This is a genomic window from Bacillus sp. UMB0893 (assembly GCF_002858905.1).
GTDB lineage: Bacteria > Bacillota > Bacilli > Bacillales > Bacillaceae > Bacillus_P.
On sequence record NZ_PKLB01000015.1, the window covers coordinates 1 to 19,180 of the forward strand.

General features: G+C 37.1%; 24 protein-coding genes. 19 read left to right on the forward strand and 5 right to left on the reverse strand.

What is annotated here, in order from left to right; all coding sequences use genetic code 11:
• Window positions 1–230: 230 nt before the first annotated feature.
• The 10 genes from CYJ36_RS22460 (at window position 231) to CYJ36_RS22510 (ending at window position 6,124) form a co-directional block, all read left to right on the forward strand.
• A complete protein-coding gene (locus CYJ36_RS22460; RefSeq protein ID WP_070875889.1) occupies window positions 231–683 on the forward strand; it encodes a JAB domain-containing protein in 453 nt (150 codons plus the stop codon).
• Window positions 684–1,004: 321 nt separating this feature from the next.
• Window positions 1,005–1,547, forward strand: coding sequence for a hypothetical protein (locus CYJ36_RS22470; protein WP_070877095.1), 543 nt, complete (start codon window positions 1,005–1,007; stop codon window positions 1,545–1,547).
• Between the two features lie 24 nt (window positions 1,548–1,571).
• Window positions 1,572–1,892: a helix-turn-helix domain-containing protein gene (locus CYJ36_RS22475; protein WP_070877096.1), complete on the forward strand. Its 321-nt coding sequence runs from the start codon at window positions 1,572–1,574 to the stop codon at window positions 1,890–1,892.
• 532 nt (window positions 1,893–2,424) lie between these two features.
• Window positions 2,425–2,637, forward strand: coding sequence for a hypothetical protein (locus CYJ36_RS22480; protein WP_070874380.1), 213 nt, complete (start codon window positions 2,425–2,427; stop codon window positions 2,635–2,637).
• 507 nt (window positions 2,638–3,144) lie between these two features.
• The gene (locus CYJ36_RS22485; RefSeq protein WP_070874379.1) at window positions 3,145–3,660 is read left to right on the forward strand and encodes a hypothetical protein; all 516 of its coding nucleotides are present in this window, start codon (window positions 3,145–3,147) and stop codon (window positions 3,658–3,660) included.
• 178 nt (window positions 3,661–3,838) lie between these two features.
• Window positions 3,839–4,237 (forward strand): DUF6075 family protein, encoded by a 399-nt coding sequence (locus CYJ36_RS22490; RefSeq protein WP_070874378.1) that lies wholly within the window; start codon window positions 3,839–3,841, stop codon window positions 4,235–4,237.
• Window positions 4,238–4,248: 11 nt separating this feature from the next.
• A complete protein-coding gene (locus tag CYJ36_RS22495; RefSeq protein ID WP_070874377.1) occupies window positions 4,249–5,007 on the forward strand; it encodes a hypothetical protein in 759 nt (252 codons plus the stop codon).
• 176 nt (window positions 5,008–5,183) lie between these two features.
• On the forward strand, window positions 5,184–5,417 hold the full coding sequence (locus CYJ36_RS23445) for a hypothetical protein (RefSeq protein ID WP_219621151.1): 234 nt from the start codon (window positions 5,184–5,186) through the stop codon (window positions 5,415–5,417).
• Window positions 5,414–5,908 carry a hypothetical protein gene (locus CYJ36_RS22505; RefSeq protein ID WP_070874375.1) on the forward strand — a complete coding sequence of 165 codons (495 nt, stop codon included), beginning with the start codon at window positions 5,414–5,416 and terminating at the stop codon, window positions 5,906–5,908. Before CYJ36_RS23445 ends, CYJ36_RS22505 begins: the two co-directional genes overlap by 4 nt.
• Before the next feature lie 27 nt (window positions 5,909–5,935).
• Entirely contained in the window at window positions 5,936–6,124 is a 189-nt protein-coding gene (locus tag CYJ36_RS22510) for a hypothetical protein (RefSeq protein WP_070874374.1), read from the forward strand.
• Between the two features lie 219 nt (window positions 6,125–6,343).
• On the opposite strand, the gene CYJ36_RS22515 is transcribed toward CYJ36_RS22510, so the two are convergent.
• Entirely contained in the window at window positions 6,344–6,889 is a 546-nt protein-coding gene (locus tag CYJ36_RS22515) for a hypothetical protein (RefSeq protein WP_070874373.1), read from the reverse strand.
• A gap of 143 nt (window positions 6,890–7,032) precedes the next feature.
• On the opposite strand from CYJ36_RS22515, the gene CYJ36_RS22520 reads away from it, so the two are divergent.
• Window positions 7,033–7,455 (forward strand): hypothetical protein, encoded by a 423-nt coding sequence (locus tag CYJ36_RS22520; protein ID WP_070874372.1) that lies wholly within the window; start codon window positions 7,033–7,035, stop codon window positions 7,453–7,455.
• 104 nt (window positions 7,456–7,559) lie between these two features.
• Complete coding sequence (locus tag CYJ36_RS24195) at window positions 7,560–7,733, forward strand: transposase (RefSeq protein WP_219621152.1); 174 nt, start codon at window positions 7,560–7,562, stop codon at window positions 7,731–7,733.
• Window positions 7,734–8,041: 308 nt separating this feature from the next.
• On the opposite strand, the gene CYJ36_RS22525 is transcribed toward CYJ36_RS24195, so the two are convergent.
• The 4 genes from CYJ36_RS22525 to CYJ36_RS22540 form a co-directional block, all read right to left on the reverse strand.
• Window positions 8,042–8,308, reverse strand: a complete 267-nt coding sequence (locus CYJ36_RS22525) for an RNA chaperone Hfq (protein WP_070874371.1) — start codon at window positions 8,306–8,308, stop codon at window positions 8,042–8,044.
• A gap of 54 nt (window positions 8,309–8,362) precedes the next feature.
• Complete coding sequence (locus tag CYJ36_RS22530; RefSeq protein ID WP_070874381.1) at window positions 8,363–8,956, reverse strand: helix-turn-helix domain-containing protein; 594 nt, start codon at window positions 8,954–8,956, stop codon at window positions 8,363–8,365.
• A 225-nt stretch (window positions 8,957–9,181) separates the two neighbouring features.
• On the reverse strand, window positions 9,182–9,577 hold the full coding sequence (locus CYJ36_RS22535) for a hypothetical protein (RefSeq protein ID WP_070874370.1): 396 nt from the start codon (window positions 9,575–9,577) through the stop codon (window positions 9,182–9,184).
• Entirely contained in the window at window positions 9,561–10,727 is a 1,167-nt protein-coding gene (locus CYJ36_RS22540; RefSeq protein WP_070874369.1) for a ParM/StbA family protein, read from the reverse strand. The genes CYJ36_RS22535 and CYJ36_RS22540 overlap by 17 nt, the downstream gene beginning before the upstream one ends.
• A 703-nt stretch (window positions 10,728–11,430) precedes the next feature.
• Between CYJ36_RS22540 and CYJ36_RS22545 the strand changes: the two genes are divergently transcribed.
• From CYJ36_RS22545 to CYJ36_RS22575, 7 genes are all read left to right on the forward strand, one after another.
• Complete coding sequence (locus tag CYJ36_RS22545) at window positions 11,431–12,828, forward strand: primase C-terminal domain-containing protein (protein ID WP_070874368.1); 1,398 nt, start codon at window positions 11,431–11,433, stop codon at window positions 12,826–12,828.
• A 609-nt stretch (window positions 12,829–13,437) separates the two neighbouring features.
• On the forward strand, window positions 13,438–16,116 hold the full coding sequence (locus tag CYJ36_RS22550) for a type IV secretory system conjugative DNA transfer family protein (protein WP_257962594.1): 2,679 nt from the start codon (window positions 13,438–13,440) through the stop codon (window positions 16,114–16,116).
• Between the two features lie 17 nt (window positions 16,117–16,133).
• The gene (locus CYJ36_RS22555; RefSeq protein WP_070874451.1) at window positions 16,134–17,024 is read left to right on the forward strand and encodes a replication-relaxation family protein; all 891 of its coding nucleotides are present in this window, start codon (window positions 16,134–16,136) and stop codon (window positions 17,022–17,024) included.
• Between the two features lie 73 nt (window positions 17,025–17,097).
• Window positions 17,098–17,433, forward strand: a complete 336-nt coding sequence (locus CYJ36_RS22560; protein WP_070874450.1) for a hypothetical protein — start codon at window positions 17,098–17,100, stop codon at window positions 17,431–17,433.
• Window positions 17,434–17,450: 17 nt separating this feature from the next.
• Window positions 17,451–17,669, forward strand: coding sequence for a hypothetical protein (locus CYJ36_RS22565; RefSeq protein WP_070874449.1), 219 nt, complete (start codon window positions 17,451–17,453; stop codon window positions 17,667–17,669).
• 2 nt (window positions 17,670–17,671) lie between these two features.
• Window positions 17,672–18,178, forward strand: a complete 507-nt coding sequence (locus CYJ36_RS22570) for a hypothetical protein (RefSeq protein WP_070874448.1) — start codon at window positions 17,672–17,674, stop codon at window positions 18,176–18,178.
• An 11-nt stretch (window positions 18,179–18,189) separates the two neighbouring features.
• Window positions 18,190–19,164, forward strand: a complete 975-nt coding sequence (locus tag CYJ36_RS22575) for a conjugal transfer protein (protein WP_070874447.1) — start codon at window positions 18,190–18,192, stop codon at window positions 19,162–19,164.
• The last annotated feature ends 16 nt before the right edge of the window (window positions 19,165–19,180 follow it).

Consider the following 19,180-nt stretch of genomic DNA (forward strand, 5'->3'; position numbering starts at 1 on the left):
GCGCAACATAAAAAACTTTTTGTGCTAATCCCTTGACCGATTGCCTATGCGTGTTTTTCGTTCTCCTTGCAAAAGGGGAAAAATAATCCCCCTTTGGGGAACATCAGCGCTTCGGCTTCAAAAGGGAAAACCCAAGATAAAAGAAAAAGGAGGAAAGACAGAAACATTAAAGATGAAAATAGAGAGAAAAAGTAACATTCAAAATCACAAGCACAAAGGAGATTGTAAAAATGAAATTAGAAGCGATTTTTGAAGTTGTACGAATCAAACAGGAAATTAGAGAAGTATCAGCACCATTTGCCAGTTATCGAATCGCATCACCAATGGACGCCCAGAAACTTGCGGCTTCATACATTGCAGACGAGGACAGAGAGGTATTTCTTGTGATGATGCTCAATACAAAAAATGAAGTTATTGGACTTCATCGAGCACATACGGGAAGCTTAAATGCGAGTATTGCACACCCTAGAGAAATCATGAAATGCGCAATATTAAACAATGCGGCTTCGATTATTTTGGCACATAACCATCCGAGTGGGTCGCCACTTGAATCGAGAGAAGATTGCCAAGTAACTAGCCGTGTTGTAGAAGCTGGCAAGATTTTGGGTATTGAAGTTCTAGACCATGTCATCGTAACCCATACTGGAAAACATGTCAGCTTGAAGGAAAAAGGATATATTTAAGTAATAAAACAAAGGGGAAATACCCCTTTGAAAGGAGTTTTCATCAGCTGCAGGATCAGCAGCTGGTGAAGCTTCACGAATGGAGGAAAAAAACATCCGTTTTTTTCTTGAATAAAACAGGCATCGAGCCTGTTTCAAGTTGCTGTCGCAACCTAATAAAACCCTTTGAAAGCAAATTCGAAGAAGGAAAAAAGCTTTTGCTGAAGCAACGCTTTTTTTGTTACCAAAAAAATCTTGAAAACCCATATTTTCGGTTTTTATTTTGTTATTATCAAAGATAAGAACTTGTTTACATACAAATAAAGGGGGTAGTAGTCATATATGCGAGAAATTTTTTCACAATTTGTTGCATATATGATAGTATATATGGAAATAGCTATTGCAAATATCATTTCTTTACCTGATGAGTATGGTGTTGAGCATTTAACGGATTTTCTTCTGTATTTAGAAGAAACAGACGATCATCCGTCCAGAGTTAAATATCAATTCATTATGCAAGCTTGGGAACTTTTAGCGTATGTTAAAAAGGAACAACTTCCAACCGCGGGAAATCCATTATATGAGTCATTTAATATTAGTGTGGACGGAATAGTCTATGAACATCGTTTGGCGTACGTGGGATATTTACACAAACAGCCTATTTATGAATTACGTATCAGCTTGGAACCTTTTAACTGGTATTTCAGAGCAACGTTTTTTCCAGCGTATCACGAAGGAAAACTTTTTTACTGCTTTGTTTTCCCTTTTGAGAAAGACCCAAGATCACCTGTTGATCCAACCGACGAATTTAAAGAATTGACGTATCAGGTTTTAATGAATTTGCGAAGTAACCGACAGAAATACGAGCAATTTTTTAGAGAATAAAAATCCTTTATAGGAGTGATGGACATGGCAAACCTATTAAAATTAGGTCATGACATAGCCAAGAGAAATCCTTCATTTAAACCAGCCGGCAATTTTTTATCTCAAGAATACGCAAAATTAGTATTCTTTTACCGTATGAATGCCGGTTTAACCCAAAAGCAATTAGCTGAAGCAGCAGACGTTTCCCCAAGTACCATTCATCGAATTGAAGGGGGAAGCGGAGGGATTACAGACATTAAGTATGCAGCAGTTTTTAATGTCTTAAATATTACTACAGCGGATATTGCAAATTTTTTCTTGGAGAGAGAAACAAGTAAAGAGAGAGATTTGGTTGAACAATTATAAATCTTTTTGGGGCGGCGGCACTACGGACTGATCAGAAAGGAAGAACGCCTTTCTGTCATTCCATACGTGTCGCTTCGGCATTAAATGGCCCGATAACCACGGTCTGTACGGCTAGCGCCTACATGCCGTAGGTTCCTGTTCCATTTGCGGCAAGCCGCCATACCGAACGAGCCGAAAATCTGAAGGTCAAAAGAATAAAAGATCAAAAGGAAAGCAGCCGTAAAGGCTGCTCTTTTATTGTTATTTTTCCCTTTTGCTTCCGAATCGTAAAACAGCGCAAGCCGACTAAGTTTCCAGCCGGTAGGTACCCGAACCTTTCCGGCAGGAAACTAAGACGGCTAGTCAATCGATCAAGGGGCAAAAAACTTTTTTATTAAAAGCGCTGCGCAACATAAAAAACTTTTTGTGCTAATCCCTTGACCGATTGCCTATGCGTGTTTTTCGTTCTCCTTGCAAAAGGGGAAAAATAATCCCCCTTTGGGGAACATCAGCGCTTCGGCTTCAAAAGGGAAAATAAAAGGAGGAAAACCGTATGAATCAAGTGAAAAAAGCCATTAAAAATCTTGAAAAGGAATTTCATAAATTACCTGTAGAACAACAAGAAATAGCAGAGTTTTTCACAGACATAAAAAGCGAAGAATCCTATGCATGGACATTCAAAATTGAAGGGGAGATTATCCGATACAGCTACTTGTTTGAAACACAAGAAATAGTAAAAAGTACCATTTATCAATTGAAAATTTAGTGTCTAAATGATATAATATAAGTATGAAAGGAGGTGAACAGGAAGTGTTAATGGAGACCGAATTGAGAGTCATTTTGACTGCGTTAGGAATTGTCGCTTCGCTTCTCACAATCATCAAGACGTGGCTTGACATCAAAGCTTTACGGTCCAAAAACAAAAAGGCTCAAAATCGCAAAAAACCCCGCCCTCGAAAGCGTAAGTAAGCGAAAATGAGCCGGGAGGGAAAGACAGCTTGTCTTTCCTTCCTACTTTATTATATAACACTTCCAACGATTTATGAATCGAGATGGTAAATGGCTTTTCTTCATTTTTGTCCTGGTATACATGTTTATTAGAGATTATCCATTTGGCTCCATATGGCAAAGTATTTTAGATTGCTTGATTGTACTTGCGTTTATGTCATGGCTGATCCTTCTGTTCATAAAGAGAAGGAAGTAGAAATGTTCCCCCCATGGGGGAAACCCTTTGGGGGAACCAGATAATATATGTTCAAAGGAGACGATCGTAATGAAAACTTGTCCTTACTGTGGCAGCAACGTAGAAAAGATGAACCAGCATCAGTATTATTGTGATTTTTGCGAAATGCAACTAGATGCAATCAGTGTCAAAGAGAACAGTGAACGGTTGGATGTGCGTGTTCGGGAGTTTGCAGCAGACCACTATATTGATAAAACGACTCCTGAATTAATGATTTTTTCAACTTTTGAGCTTTTGTATCTGCTAAAGTCCATTAGAAAAGAACGTAGCGATATGTATCATCATATGCACGTTTTTCATCGAGCTGGCGAACAGGAAAATACAAATGAGTTTAAAGAGTTTGAAAACGAGACAGGCAACGATTACATGTACTTATCTAAAAAAATGTTTGTTGTTGAAAATATTATTCGCCAGCGATTAGGATATGTGCCGACAAGGATCACTGAAAACTATTTGGTAAAGTATTTAGAGAACATTAAAAACGATAAAAAACGTCCAATGATTATTCGGACCGAGCGCCGAAAAAAGGTGAGTAAAAAGGGGTAATGTTCCTTTTAAACCAGCGTAAAGTCGGGTATAATGAAGATATAATACTCTTGTGCTTGAGTATTGTATGTTACTTATTGCTCCGGCTGATCCCCGGAGCTTGTTTTGATTATATTTAGTGTCCAAATGATATATTTTAAATCAATGACATGAACCTAAAAAAACGGAGGTAACAAACATGAAGATACAATTTTTAAATCAAGAGCATGAAACAAAGTTTCAAGAGTTGAGATTAGGAATGGCGGAGTATTACCGTAATAATAAAGAGTATTTATCAGTGGTGTATATCATGGCTGGTAATGAAGAATTGCACCGTAAAATGAACCGCTACTTCAATACAAAAGAAGGTATGTTTTCTTCAGATGATATGTTTAATGAAGAGGATTTCAGCAGCGGTAACAGAATTTTAGCGAAGTTAGCTGTTCATTTGTTTAATGATAATGAGACAGTCAGTCCGCTTGATATCATTAGTGCGCTTGATGATGAATGGTTTCAGTTAGCCCTAAATGCTATACATTTTCGACGTTACGGGATTTCAAGCGGCTATGACTTTCCAGAGGAAAAACTTTACATGTAGGAGCTGCTTTTATGAAGCGAGTATCTTTCTCATTGTTCCCCGGACAGGCGGAAACCTATAAATCCATTGTGGATTCATCCGTGCGGTCCAAGATTTTGCGGAACTATGTATTGAATGAATATCAATTACCGAGTGACTTGAAGATCATCAATGAAGGCGAAAAAAAAGGTTTGAAACCCGAACCGTTTCTCTTTGATGAAAATACCAATGATCGTCTGAACGAATTGGTAAAAAACGTTCGAGAAGCCGGATACAAAGCGAATCGTTCTTCTTTAATGCGCCACATCATGAATCAGCTAATAAATAAATTGCAGAAACAGAATAATTCGCTTCCAAAAAAGCGAGAGATACGTCATTCAAGTTTTTACTTTGAGAAAGGTACAAGGGAAGTACTTGAACAATTTGTTCCGTTTCGCGATCGTAATGCAGCTATTGAAATATATATTTTAGAAGAATATACACCTAGTCATGATCATGCACTTTTGTTGGATAAACCGGAGGAACCAGAACCAATGCGGATCGGAATGGCAGCAGAAGCATTTCGTAAGCTGGATGGATATGTGAAGGAAATACACTCAAAAGGGATTACCCGAACAGCGCTCATGCGTGATGTAGTGGAGCAGCTTATTGGTAAATTATCAAATACCGATGCAAGAAAGTTAATCGCCGAGAAACGGCTTCAGAATGCCCTACGTGAGTTTGAAAATACATTTGGTAACGATGTATTGAGGGAACGGCTAGAAGAGTACAGAGGTGAAGGGAAGGAATGAAAACAATGAACCGAGATCGATTGGACCAAGTAATGAATAGTTTGTTACCGCTGATTTTTTGCGGAATTGTTTTTTTTATTATGAAAAACACCTTCCCTAAGCCTCTTTTTGAGTTATATGTCTATAGTTCCTTTCCAGCAGGATGGTATTTTTTGAGCATGTGGAAAAAAAGTCAAATGAACACGAGGACGGACACCGATATAATTGTAGATGAAATAAGAAGATTGAGAGTGGATGGATTTTTTGAATTAATCGTTTGGTTGATCGGGAAAGGGATTAAGCTCGGTTTTTCAATCATTATTGGCTTTTTATTAGTTCCTTATTACTTGTTTCAAGTTATTTGGGGGATTTATACCATCATTAACACAAAGATTATGAAGCAAAACAAAAGCCAGGGTAAAGATCTATGACTGATTATTTTACATTCTTATATCCTTCTTCTGTATGGATTGTGAACCGTTTGAAAAAATCAAAAGCACGAACCCATCGGCCATGTTCAGTGTGTCAGATTGATTTACTTCAAAGAGATGATTATCCGGGGCAGTACATAAAGCTAAAGCAACAGAAGGACTGCCTTTGTTTGCGATGCGCTTTCAGGTTGGCGAGCCATCCTATTTTTAAAAAGTACCATACGTTAACGTATGAAGAAATTATGTCTTCAGACTTTAACATGATTGAGTTCCTTATAAAGTTCAAACAAATATATACAACAGACCGATTCTATAAAGAACTGATACGCAAAGACAGACAAAAAGAAGGTTCCATTTTAACTAGATTCGATTTTGACAAGTATTCAGCTATCAGTGATGCAGAAGCGTTTTATACTAGGTTTTTATTCACATATGATCCGATAACCAGACAAGTCTTGGATAGAATTGAAAAGGGAGAAGTTTTAAAATGAAGCCTATATTAGGAAGGGGAGATATGTATGTTTAATAAGACAGTAGAAACACCAATCCATTCAATCATTAATTCAGGATTGTACAAGTTATCGATTCCCTATTTTTTAGGTCAATCAGTTGCAGATAATGAAGCTGACGGACATAGGGTATATCATTTTCCAGTGGAAGCTTATATACGCCGAGATGAAGATTTAGCTAAAGGGATTATGGCTTGATTCGTAATCTATGAAGACGAAAGACGATTAGTCGGTGATTGGTATTATGAGATTGCCAACATTTTAAGAAGAGCCTATTTTACTGCTCTTTTTATTCCTGATCATCCTAAAAAAATAAAATGGATTGAATATGGGTGTTTTTGCCCAGGTATTCCATCGACAGCAATTTTCAGTCCATATCGGCTGTTCAATGTCTTATGGGAAGAACAAGAACTCCTACTATTCAACAGGAGTTTTTATTTTTGCTGCTATTTTTTCAAAAACTTGTATTAAGCTTTCTTCACTTTGCTCATTATTGTTAGAAGACAATATATATGCATAGTTTTTTGTTTCAAACCTAAAAATACGATATTTATCAATTTGTCTATATGTGTAATTGGTTCCATCACTCATAGTTCCATGTTTTTCAGCTTTACTTAATGGTATCTTTTTTTCTATAGGATAAACCATTATTTTAAATTGAGCTTTTGAATGTTCATTTAAAAAGTCAAGTTCCAAAGCTTGTGAATTATTTTTTTCGAGATAACCGTAGGTATGCGTAACTTTAAAGGGAATTTGTTGAGCTAAGTTACTGATATTTGGATCATGATTATATAACTTTTTAAATCGGTTAATTGCCTCTTTCTCGGTTATACCATCAACCTGTTTATAGCTTTTACCCTGTGTAATTACATTATCATTACCTGCTTCAGCACTATTTGATAATGAAGAAGTTGAAATTGTTATTAAAAAAATAATTAGAACAAACCATTGTTTAATGCCCATTTAAATCAGCTCCTTAATAAAATAATTGTTAGTATTTTACCCAGGAATAATATTTTCATGTAGATAAATTACAAATAGATGAAGGAGTTTATATTTTTTAATAGAATATTTAGATTAGAAATTTTTTGCAATGGAGGGTTTAATTGGATATGAAGAAGAATTTAGGTTATATTGGTTTAGCTATACTGGTTTTTTCTATGGTTTTCACTACTGGAATTGATTCTGCAAAAGCATATTACTCTTGTGGAAGTGACGACGTTAGATGTAGGTCAGTACGTATGTTTTATGGACAAAAAACTTTTGTTAAAACAAGCCAAGTTTACTTTTATGCTAATGAATCCATTTATTATTCTTGGGATAATGATAAACCAGGAATTATGCAAGTAGGTTTTTCAATCTATAATGCAGCAGGTAAACGAGTTTCACCGGAAAAGGTTGCTGTAAGGGAAGGCGACAACTATGGAATTTGGCCAGTTCCAACCTCTGGTTATTATTATTTATTAGCTTTGTGTGAAGGGGGAAATGATACAAGGTGTGAGGGTGGAGGAAAGTTAATGAAATGGTAGTTTCAAAAGGTCCTTCTCTTAATTGAGAGAGGCTTTTTACATTTACAATGTTTAATCAATTGTTAATAATAACTTTTATAATCAAGCAAAAGAAATAACATGTATTGATCACTTCTGTGATCCTTATTCCATTAAAGCGGAAACAAATCTCTCCAGTAGCATGGCAACATATTAACTTCTATGGAAGATACGAGTTTGATATACAACAAGAGTCTGTTGACATGGATGCAATCATTCAAGAATTAGCCCAATTAAACGTAATATCAGATACAGAGTAAGCAATATTTAAGGAGTACTTCCCTAATCTTTCAGTGAAGTGCTCCTTATTCCACCTTTTCGGGGGGATGGGCAAAAACACCCAATATCGAAGCACTAGCAGAAGTGATATTTACGAAGAAGAAATTTGAATTGGAACAAGGGTATAGGTACCTTGAAATGAAAAAACTTAACAGCATATTTGATTAAAGAGTCCTGGTAGCAACCATGGCGAGGGCATAAATGATATATGGCAGGGGCTTCAAAAAGGCACAAAAAGACGAATGTTTTTTGGCCATTTTGAAGCTTTTCTATTGTTCACGAATATTAGCTATTCATTATCATTTAATGTATTTTCACGTTCAGGATTATTTGGACGAATTAAAGCAATAGCATGTTTAAAGATGAGTATTTCATCTTCCTGAATTAATACCGCGATGCAGTAATGATCGTATTCAAGAAGCTTTCCTTTGACCTTTAAGCCCGTTAACATATGAATAACAACTGACTGATTCAAATATTTGTGATAAAGCCGATTTTGAGTATGGTGAGGGTTTCGTTTTTTTGGTTTTTGTTCGCTTTTTACTGCCGTAGTCATTAATTTTCTTCCCTTCCCTTTTCTTTAAACTGTATCATAACTGATAATGTAACTTTAGGTATCAATAGAGAAAAAGCGTGAAAAAAACCCCTTCTTTTGCTTTGTGTCAGGTGTTTCTTGACTGGCAGCTGCTGTTTCTTGGCGTGCCTGTTGCGATTCCCGAAAAGCTAGCATTAGCTGTTCATCCCGTTTATTAAGAGAGTCAGTTATATATTTTTGCTGATTTTCCATGTGCATCTGCTGTTTTTTTAGTTGCTGAACGAGAACTTCGTTAAATTCCCTCTGAAGATCGAGCTGTTCCTTAATGTCTTTTAAATCCTTTAGTATTACTTCAGACGCTTCAGGTGTTGGTTCAGGTTTGATATCTTTGCCGCCGGAAGCAAAGTGATATTCAATTTGTTTAATTGAATAATTCTGATCCCGACTTAATTTTCTAATTAGAAGCAGCCTTTCCAATGCCGGTCTATCAAAATAATGATAACCATTTTCGCCTTGTATTGTAGGAATATGCGTTTTTAATTCACGCATCCAATTCCTAATAACGCCAGGACTTTCATTAATGTGTTTAGCAACTTCTTTTACGGTTAAGCGCAGTTCTTCTAGGTCTTCATCAAGCTTGTCTGAACGTTGGTTTTCAGTTTCATTCATGTTTCCGTTCACCCTTTCAAGATAGGTTTCAACGTATGTGACCAAACAAAGAAGTAAAAGAAAATGCCATTTCTGAAGGTATGCGAAGAGATTCGGTGAGGTTTCCATATAGGTAATGCTCCTATGTTAGAGATTCGGTGTATAAAAACAATGTCCTTCATCGAGCTTTGTCTAGTTTTGTTGCTGAAGCAAAAAAAAGTCCACCTATTAATAGGTGGAAAGTCTTTAAGCGAACGGATCATCATCGAATTTATCAAGGTTGGCCCATGATTCCTGTTTCTTTTCTTCTTCTGTTTCATCTATTCCTTCAGAAAGCGATTCATCCTTATTTAGTGATAAATCAACACTTTGTTCAGGTTGATGAATTATTTCTTCTGTTTTTGGAGCTAGGACCGGTGACTTATCAACTGAAGAAAGATCAAAGTTTATCTTTCTTGGCATGATTTCAGAGACATCAATAAAACCGGTTTGCTGATAGAGCTTTTGAGCTGCAAAGAGGAAAAAACTTGATAAATCTGATTGCTTATTGATCCATTCAATAAATTCAGGTGGTACATCCCGACTTAAATAGATATTAATGCGATCCCCTTGTGAATAATCCTTATTACGATTTCGTGCCATTTGCTGCAACACCTAATTCCGTTTCTTTTTGCTGCTCATAACGCGGAGAGCAAGTATAAACTAGTAAGCCGCGCGCATTGACAAACATAGGTTCAGACAAAAAGGTAACATTTGTAGTTCGTCCTTTTGTATCAAGGATTTTTTGAAGGTAATCCTTCAACACAGCTGCACCGCCGCCATAGATAAATACATATGGATCGTCTTTTAAGTCGTCAATCTTATCAATGATTGCGCTGCTGATTTGTTGTGCTAGCTGCAGCATCCCTGTTTGAGATTCTTGTTTTAAATCATTGTGACGTGGATGTTCTGTATCAAAATAGATCTCATTAAATTCAGCCATGCTGTCAATTGATTTACGAGGATGTTTTCGGTTCCAGCGCTTTATAATTTCAAGGATTGTTTGTTTGACTCCATAATTTAATCCTTCTGATAGCTTTGGATTGAATTTAATCCCTTCGGTTACAACGATTTCTGTTGTTCCAGCTCCAATATCAAAGTGAAGCAAAGTTTTGTTTTGGAAGTCTACCTTCATAATTTTGTCGGCAACTTCTATTTTTCGTTCTATTGTCTTTCCAGTTTCATCGAATACAACACCCCATGCAGCAGCTGCGCCTTCTGGTAAGCATTTGCAATATTCAATTTTGATTGTGACTTTTACATTTCTACCGGATGGATGATGAAATGTCACTTCGTGAGTACCCATGAATCGTTCAGAGTTTGCTTTTGCATTGGCTTGAGTAATCGTGCTAACGGGCAATGCAACAGAAAGATCATAAGTTACTTTAATGTTGTCTTTGTCATATTGCTTTTTCATTGCATCAATAGCAAGTCCGGCAAGAGTAACAATAACAGGAATTTCATCTTTTGACTTATCTGATTTTTTTTCTAATTCAACAGCCCGAAGATTATCATTTAAAACTTTTTCACCGATCACATAGCGTTGGCCGTTAAAAGATAAAGCTTTTGAATCAATAGTCAAATCAATATTATTAATCAATTCTTCAGCTGGAATGTCTTCCATGTCCATGAGTTCTGTTGTTTCGCCCATATAAAGTGAATATATCGTTGGTATTGCAATAGGAGCAACATCCTTCACCCAAAGTTTTAACCCATTATTCCCTGCATCAGCACCAGCTTTGAAAATTGTCATTGTAAATTTTTCACTCCTTATTTTTAGTAATTTTTGGATTTCTTACTTATATTATACATCCAATTTAATATTTTAGCAATACTTTAACATACATTGTGCGCACATTCTATGTATTATTTTACGTTTTAGAGTAATTTTTGTATTTCAATTAGTTGTATTTTAGGCGCATATTGTGCGCATGTTAGAAATACAAAAAAAGCTCTATCCGCATTTTTTTAGCGAATAGAGCAAAAAGAAAACTGTATGCTATGGCATATAACAACAGCTAGACAATTCAAAAAGATTTCTGTATAGTGTAGATAGTTTCTAAAATTTACTAGGTAAATTACTTCATAGATTCGTAGATCGTTTACATAAAATAGAATTTTAATAAAAATATATAAGAACAAAACGGCAAAATAAAAGAACGTTGCTGGAAACAACGCTCTTTTGTAAAGCCTCGCTAGCCCCATCCCGTCCAAGGAAACGCTAGCTTTGATAATGATAATGTTAAACCATGTTGCTGGAAACATCATGGTTAATATACATAAAGATATGTACCCTTATAATATCGCATGTATATTATTTTTGCAAGTCATTTAGAATTGATAATAATTCGGAATTTCTCTGCAAAATTCGGCATTTTTCTTTTTCAAAGCAATTTTTCTAGACCGGCACGGGCATTAGCTTGTGGCGGTCTTTTTGTTTTGGAAGGAGAAGCCTTGTGAACGCTTATAGAGACCTTTTTGGGGATCAACTAACAGAAACACCTAAGAGACAATTAGAAAAGCAGAAAACCGGCTATAACAGTCATTTAGGATGGGTTTTTGTTTGTAATAAATTTAATGAAAAACCAAAAGCTGTACGTACATTTCATTCTTTATTTGGAGCTGCAGAAGCGTATACCTATTTCACGCCAAATACATTCTTTCGCAACGATCAGCGACATGCAGGGGCTTTACGCTGGTTAAATGCAATGGTTATTGATATTGATGTGAAAAACGGTCAAAACGAATCTATGATTCTTCCTGATGTGCTGGATCTTGTATCGGAAGCTGGTCTTCCAGCGCCTTCTATGGTGGTCTCTACGCCTTCAGGGGGCTTTCATGTTTATTGGTATTACAATAGCCCAAAACGTGCCTTTCCGAAGGTCACAGAGCTTTATAAACATGTACAATTGGCTATTGCGGAGGTTTTGAGTGGTGATATTCAAGCCGTGGGAGCTGAACGGTGGTTTCGTATGCCAACGGCGGCCAACACACTATATCAAAGTGATAACAGGGTATCATTTGATGTTTTATGCGATTGGCTAGCAATCTACCATGAAGAACGCAAAGAAGAGCTTTTAAAAGAACGCAAGTCCGTTTGTATTGGTTCAGGCGGTCTATTAGGTCATGCAGCAATAAAAAGGCTGTTAGAAGGTGTTTCTAGGGGTCAGAGAGACAATACATGCTATACGCTTGCTTTGGCTTTTAAAGCATCAGGCTACAGTGAATTAGAAACGGAAGCACGCTTGCAAGAATGGAATGGACTAAACGAGCCAGCCATGAATCAGATTGATGTAAAACGAAAAGTGAAAAGTGCCTTCAAGAAAGGATCGCCAGGAGGACCGTCTTCATTTTGGATACGTGAGCTTTCTGGAATGGCATTTACCTATCAAACATGGGAGGAAGCAAAACCAAGAGAAGAACGTACATACAGCCATTTTGATGAGTGGAAAAAAGATGTTATACGCTATCTAAAATCTCAAGATGGTGAGGTTTCTGCTGGACAAAGAACGATTGCTCAAGCAATCAAATCGTCTTCAGACGAAGAGAAAAATATCCCATATTCAACCTTTAAAAAGGTCATTGAGCATCTTGTTCAAATTGGAATTATTATAAAAAGAGTGGAAGGGAAAGGACGAGCTTCAGTGACAACTTTAACCCTTGTTAAAAAGTCGAAGGTGGTTCCGTTCATGGACAAAAAAGGTCGTCAAAAAAATGGGTTCAATTCAAATACATTTATAGATCAGGTGGTGGGTGGGTTCCCTTTCTTTGGCAGTCCTTCCTCTGTTATTAGCTTGCTGCCTTTCTTAGATCGGGGGAAAAATCTGGATCTTTCTGGGGGGACGATCCCTTAATATTCATAAGAACATCTGTTTCTAAAATAAGGTAAATATAGGGAATTAGTCCCTTGTTATATGTTTCCAGTATGTTAAGATTGGAATATGTAAAGTATGTGTTTTGGTATGTATCAGGCTATGTATTCTGATATGTTCACCACCACCCACCCCAAAACACAATTAATCTACGCCCCAGGGGGCGCCGGTCCTGCTAAATGGTCACGGCACGATGAAGCGTTATTCCGTGACCATTTAGCAGGACCTTAGATAAATAATCCACTTACCCGAATTAAATGTAAGTAGTGTGTGTGGGGTGGGTGGTGGTGAGTAGTGAGAGTGAGTGAGAGTGGAGAGTAGAGTAAGAGAGAGAGAGTGGAGAGAGGGAGGAGGAGAGGAGAGAAGAGAGAGAGTTCAAGTGAGTGAGAGAGTAAGAGATAAGTTCAAGAGATGGGTTCAAGGGATAAGTTCAAGAGATGGTTTTTTGGGGTAGGAATTAGAGTGGTATGTAGGGGTGTTTGGTGGGTAGTTATTTGGTTTTAGGAGATGTGTTTTTTAGTTTTTGTGATTGAGAATATAGTGTGTTAGTTGATAATTCGAAGGGTGAGTATGGAAAGTGGGTGAGTATGAGTGAGATACCATTTGTTGCCGTTTTTGATTCCGAAAGAGGGAAAAGTTTATGAGTTGAGAACAACGATGGATGCCAAGATTTTGTATTTTAAGGATGAAACATCATGGACAACAATGTTGAGTTTTTTGACTCGTCCGTGGTACAGGAGATTGGTTAAACAGGAGTGGATTAGCTGGGAAATTGTGGCTAATAAAGATCAGATTCGATACTTCATTTGGGTTCCTGATGAACATATAGGAAGGGCTTTTAAAAGCAAATATTATGCAGAGCATTCAGATGTAGAAATCGTGGAGGTAGATGATCATACTATTGATTTTTCTCGTCCACACGCAGCTACTAAGCTATTCACCGAAAGTCATTGGACAGTACCCATTAAGACCTACCACAATGAAGTAGTGGACACACAAGCAGAGATTATTGAATTTTTGGACGATTTGGAGGAAGGGCAGGAAATTCATATGCAATTTCTTGTACAGCCTGCTTATGGTACAGAAAAAAGTTTTAGAGGAATTGTCCGTCAGTTTCATAAACAGGGTACAGCTGATGAAACGTTAGAACATGATAATGAATTATATTTGTCTGCTATTGAGGGGAAAGCTACAAGGGTTCTTTCTAGGTTAGGAATTAAGGTAGTGGCTTTTGGAAGGGATCAGCGAGATTCAAAGAATTTGATAAAGAGTGCAAAAGGATCGATTGGTACTTTTTCAAGTGGACGGTTAAATCAGCTTAAAGGGCGTGAATGGTGGTGGTTCCGTACGATTCGGCCTTTGTTCCGTTGGGAATACCAAAATCGTATCTATCCAATGGAGCCAATGAAAAAGAGAGTGGTTTTAGGTTCAGAGGAAATGGCTGCTATCATGAGACTTCCAAGTGAGAGAGTTCACAGCAATAAATTGAATCGCCTGAAAATGAGATCAACTCCGTTGCCTAAAGAATTGAAAGATGCAAAGTTTGATCCAGCTTTGGCTATTCCGTTAGGTGAACATTCGTATCATGGAAAGAAAACAGATGTAATGTTTGATCTTGCGACTTTGAGATACCATGCTGCTTTTATGGGTATGTCAGGGATGGGCAAATCTACGGCAATGTATAACTTGGTTGAAGATTTAATCAATCTTGAAGGCGCTGGAACATCCATAGGGGGAACGATTATTGATCCGCATGGTGACTTATGCCAAGACATAGCAGCAAGGATTCCACCCGAAAAACAGCATCTTGTTCGATATATTAAGTTTTCAGAAGGTGAGATTCCCTTTAACGTGTATGATGTGGATTTTGCTTCTGCTGAAGATAAGATTGCTCAAACGGTTGCTGATGTATTGAAAAGGACTTGGAAAGACTTTTGGGGTCCAAACATCGATGACAATTTTTTGAACGGTGGCATTGCATTACAGCGTTTAGGGGAAGCGAGCCTTCCGAATTTACAGAGACTTTTGAGTGACCCTGAATATCGTGAAAATGTGTTAGAGCGTTTAAATCGAAGTGATCCTATCGAAAATGATCTGTATTTGTATTTTGCCAACTTGCAAGGGCTTCAGGATAGGGAGCTACAAGCGAAAACGAATTCCACGCTGAATAAATTACGAAAAATTACTTTATCTGGTGTTTTAGGTAAAATGCTTCGAGCCAAAACGAACGGTTTGCGTTTTCGTGAAAGCATGGATCGAGGGATGATTAATTTGCTTGATCTGTCAGAATTGACTAGTGATGAAAAGAAGTTGATTGGTTCCATGTGCTTAACGTTTGCCGAGCTTGCTGGTAAGAGTCGTGCAGATACGCCATCTTCCGAACGGCACAAGCTACCTTATCATTTTGTAATGGTGGATGAAGCACCTACTTTGATGGAGCACAGTACAGATGCTATCGAATCTTTTGCATCGGAGCTTCGGAAATATAAAGTGTCTATCATTTTAGGGATGCAGGGTATTAAAGATCAGTTACCGAGGGAAGTTGCTTCTGCGATATTCCGAAATTTTGGAACTTTCGTTTCGTTTCGATTGGGAGAACCGGATGATGCTTTATATGTAAACCGATCCATGACGTCTGAAGTACTGCAAGAATCGGATTATTTACAGGTAGAGCCGTATAACGCTTATATGAGAATGCAAGTAGGAAATGAGCGGACACGTCCTTTTTTAATCCGAATGAAGGCTCCTGGGCCAGCACAATATGAAGATTCGATTCCGGTTATAAAGAACCGGACGATTGCAGAAACAATGGAAATTGAAGAAAAAGCTCTTGTTGAATTGGAAGCTAATAAAGTCATTCAGGAAATACAAGAGGATGAAGTAAGTGAAGAAATGTTTGATGATGAAACAAGTGATCCTGAAGTAATTGAAGATTTAGAAGAAAGTCCAGTTGAAACCAATGAGCCAGTTACTGAAACAGCTAGTGAAGTAATAGAAGTTGATGAAGACTTCCTACAAGAGCTTGACGAAATTAAAACAGATAATGAGAGCTTTGATTTATTGGAAGATATAAATGAACCTGAACCAAAAGAAGAAGATCCACTTTCAGATGATCTTACACATGAGCTTGAGGATGAACAGAAGCCGCATGAAACTAACAAAAACGATTCTAACGATACTTCTAGTGAACAAACACAGGTTCAGGAAGAGGTGAAGACCGATGATAAAAAGGATAAAAAAGAAGTTAGTCTTGAGGATGCTTTGTTTTGATTGTAGGGGGATAATCAATGCCGAAACATATTGGAGAACGAGAAGAAAATTTATTCATTGCTTTACATGATTTAGTATTCGTTGATTACGATTACTTAAAAGATTACGTATTTGTCCATGAGGATGGAACAAAGTTTCACAAAAATACAATCATGAATCATCTTCGTTCATTAGAGCGAGAAGGTTATATAAAGTCTTTTCCAGTTGCAAAACCAAACGTCAGGGGTGCAGATCGTTTAGTCTATACGCTTGATACAAAAGGGATTCAAGAAGCCCGTGAGCTTCTTGGTGAAGCTGATTGGGATACAAGATGGACACAGCGAACACCGACATATATTTATCATTCCTTGAAAATGGCGAATATCTTGACTGTTTATAAAAATGCCGAAAAATCAGGTATAGAATTTCATGATTATTTTTCAGAACGCCGTGCTTTTCGCAATTACGGTGAATGGAAGGTAGATAAAGACGGCAAAAAGAGACAGTCATCCAATACAGTTATTCGTCCTGACGGCGCATTTATATTGAAACGTGTTTTGAACGGAAAAACCTTTCATTTTTTATATTTTGTAGAAATGGAGCGCAGCCGCCAGCGAATTGAAAATACACTAGAAAAAATCTATCGTTACAACCAATACGTTAGAAAAAAGTCTTATGAAAATGATCTTCGTTTCGGTGTTTCTATTCATATGGTACGTGTTTTGTTTGTTTCTGAAAAAAGTAATGAACGTGACCGTTTAATGCTGAATGCTAAAAAAGGTGATTCAAGAGAATTAGAAAAAATAAACGGTGGTTTGCTTTTTGCTACTTATGATGATGTAATCGAAAATCCTTATGGTGATATTTGGAAGGCTAAACATTCATCTGATTCAGATAAGCTATTCAGTTTAACTAATAAAATTGAATAAAATTGTACTTTTTGAAACCAGAAACAGAAAATACATGTAGTAGCATGTATAGTTTGAAAGGAGGTGAGAAGTGGTGGGCTACAAAGTTAAGCGTGGTTCGACACCAACCGACAGCTCTATTAAAGAAATGTTGTTAAGCTTTATAAGGCGGATTGTGGTAGTTTTTATCGTTTTAGCAGTGATGGTAGCAATCGGGTATTTTCTTTTCCAATTTTCGTATGAAAAGTTTCCAGCTTTTGCAACAGCAGCTGATGATGTAATAAAAATTGTCAAAGATTTTTATGCAGAACATGGTCTCTGGGCAACTCTTGGAGCGATTGGATTTATCTGTCTTGCAGTTTGGGCATTTGGAGAGGAAATGAAGAAAAAGGAAAGCCGTAAAAATGCCATGAATGAAATGATGAAATAAAGGAGGAGGTAGAAAACGTGGATGGAAACGGATTTTTTATTGGAGGTATTCGCAATTTTAAGCCGGTAGTTTTACCTTCACACGAAGAAAATAATAGAAATGCTTTTGTTGTTGGGAAAATAGGCAGAGGAAGAAAGTTTGGTATGCGTGCTTTAATGTACACGATGATCGAGGAATCGATAAAAAACGGTGAAAGAGTACTTTTTATTGATCCTAAAATGGAAAGGGGTAAATGAAATTGAGCAAACTTCTGATTGGTGCTGTTGGTACGGGGAAAACTGAAAAGCTGAAAGAGATCGTTAATCAATCGAATGTAAAAAATGTAATTCTTGCTTCAAAATATAAAGAATTTGAGCACTTAGAATTTTTGAACAAAGAGCAAAAAGCAATTCATTTATATGGTCACACCGATTTTGATCTAATGCAGTTAAAAGAACGTTTAAAAGGTTTTTGGGGAAAAAGAGAACCTGTGTTAGTAATTTTTGATGAATGTCACCCGGAATATGCACTTGATTTACTTAAAAGCGGAAAAGCCTTTAAGTGGGATGTTTACTTCGCATCTCAAGAATTGCCGCCTAATTTTGAAAAGTGGATTAATAATAGTCATAGCTTACTTCTTTTTAGATTAGGCAAAGAAACTTTAAATGAATTATCGAAAGTGATTGATAATTTACCAAAAGAAGAGATCGCATACTTTTCGACAGGACAATATGTGGAAATCCCAAATGAAGCACTAGCTTTATAAAGGAGGGCATTATGAAAAAGCGTAAATATCCGAAAACCGTATTGAGGAAAAAAGTAATAAAAGGTACCTTCTGGACTGGATTTGCATTGGTACTGTTTCTGTCCGTTGTCGCGATTGTTCGAGTAGGAAATGCCGGTGCCGGTGCAGTTGAAGAAAAGCCGGTTGAAGAGGTGAAAAAAGAAGAGAATCTTGCAGCTGGTGAAGGTGCACAGTCTTTCGCAGAGAATTTCGCTGTTGAATACTTCAATTGGCAGAACACAGACGAAGAGAAGAAAAAACGTGTTGAACGACTGCAACCATTTCTTGCTACAGGGTTAAATGACCAAGCAGGTCTTGCCTTCGATGGAATGGAATGGAACAGCAGTTTGTCGGAATCACAGGTTTGGAATGTGGAAGAAAAAGGGGAAGATACAGCGTTAATTACATTGCGTGTACAGCACAGCTTGAATAAAACAACGCCACCTGATCCAAAAGCGGTAGAGCAAGCAAAGAAAGACAAAAAGCCAGCTCCGAAAGCTAAAGAAGAAAAAACAGGACCGTATGAAAAGTATTTCGTCATTCCTGTAAAAACAGATGGTAAATCTTTTGTCGTTCATAAGGTTCCGTATTTTGTCGCCCCAGCAAAGAAACCGGAAATTACATCGAATGCGACTATCAGTGAAGAAGGAAAGATTCAAAATACGAAACTTCAAGAGGAAATTACTTCAGGGTTAAACACTTTCTTTAAAGTCTATACAACCGGAACACAGGAAGAATTGTCTTATTACACTAAAGGCGATGAGATCCAAACGATGAACGGTATTACTACTTTTAAAGAAGTAAAGAGCACAGTGATTAAGCCAGGTGATTCTGAAAATGAATATGAAGTCCATGCGACGGTGATTTTCCAAGAAAATCAATCCAAAGCTCAAGTGATTTACCCATATGAAATAACCCTTGTGAAAGAAGAAGATCGCTGGTTTGTTAAGGAAATGAAAAATCAATAATTTACTATATTAGGAG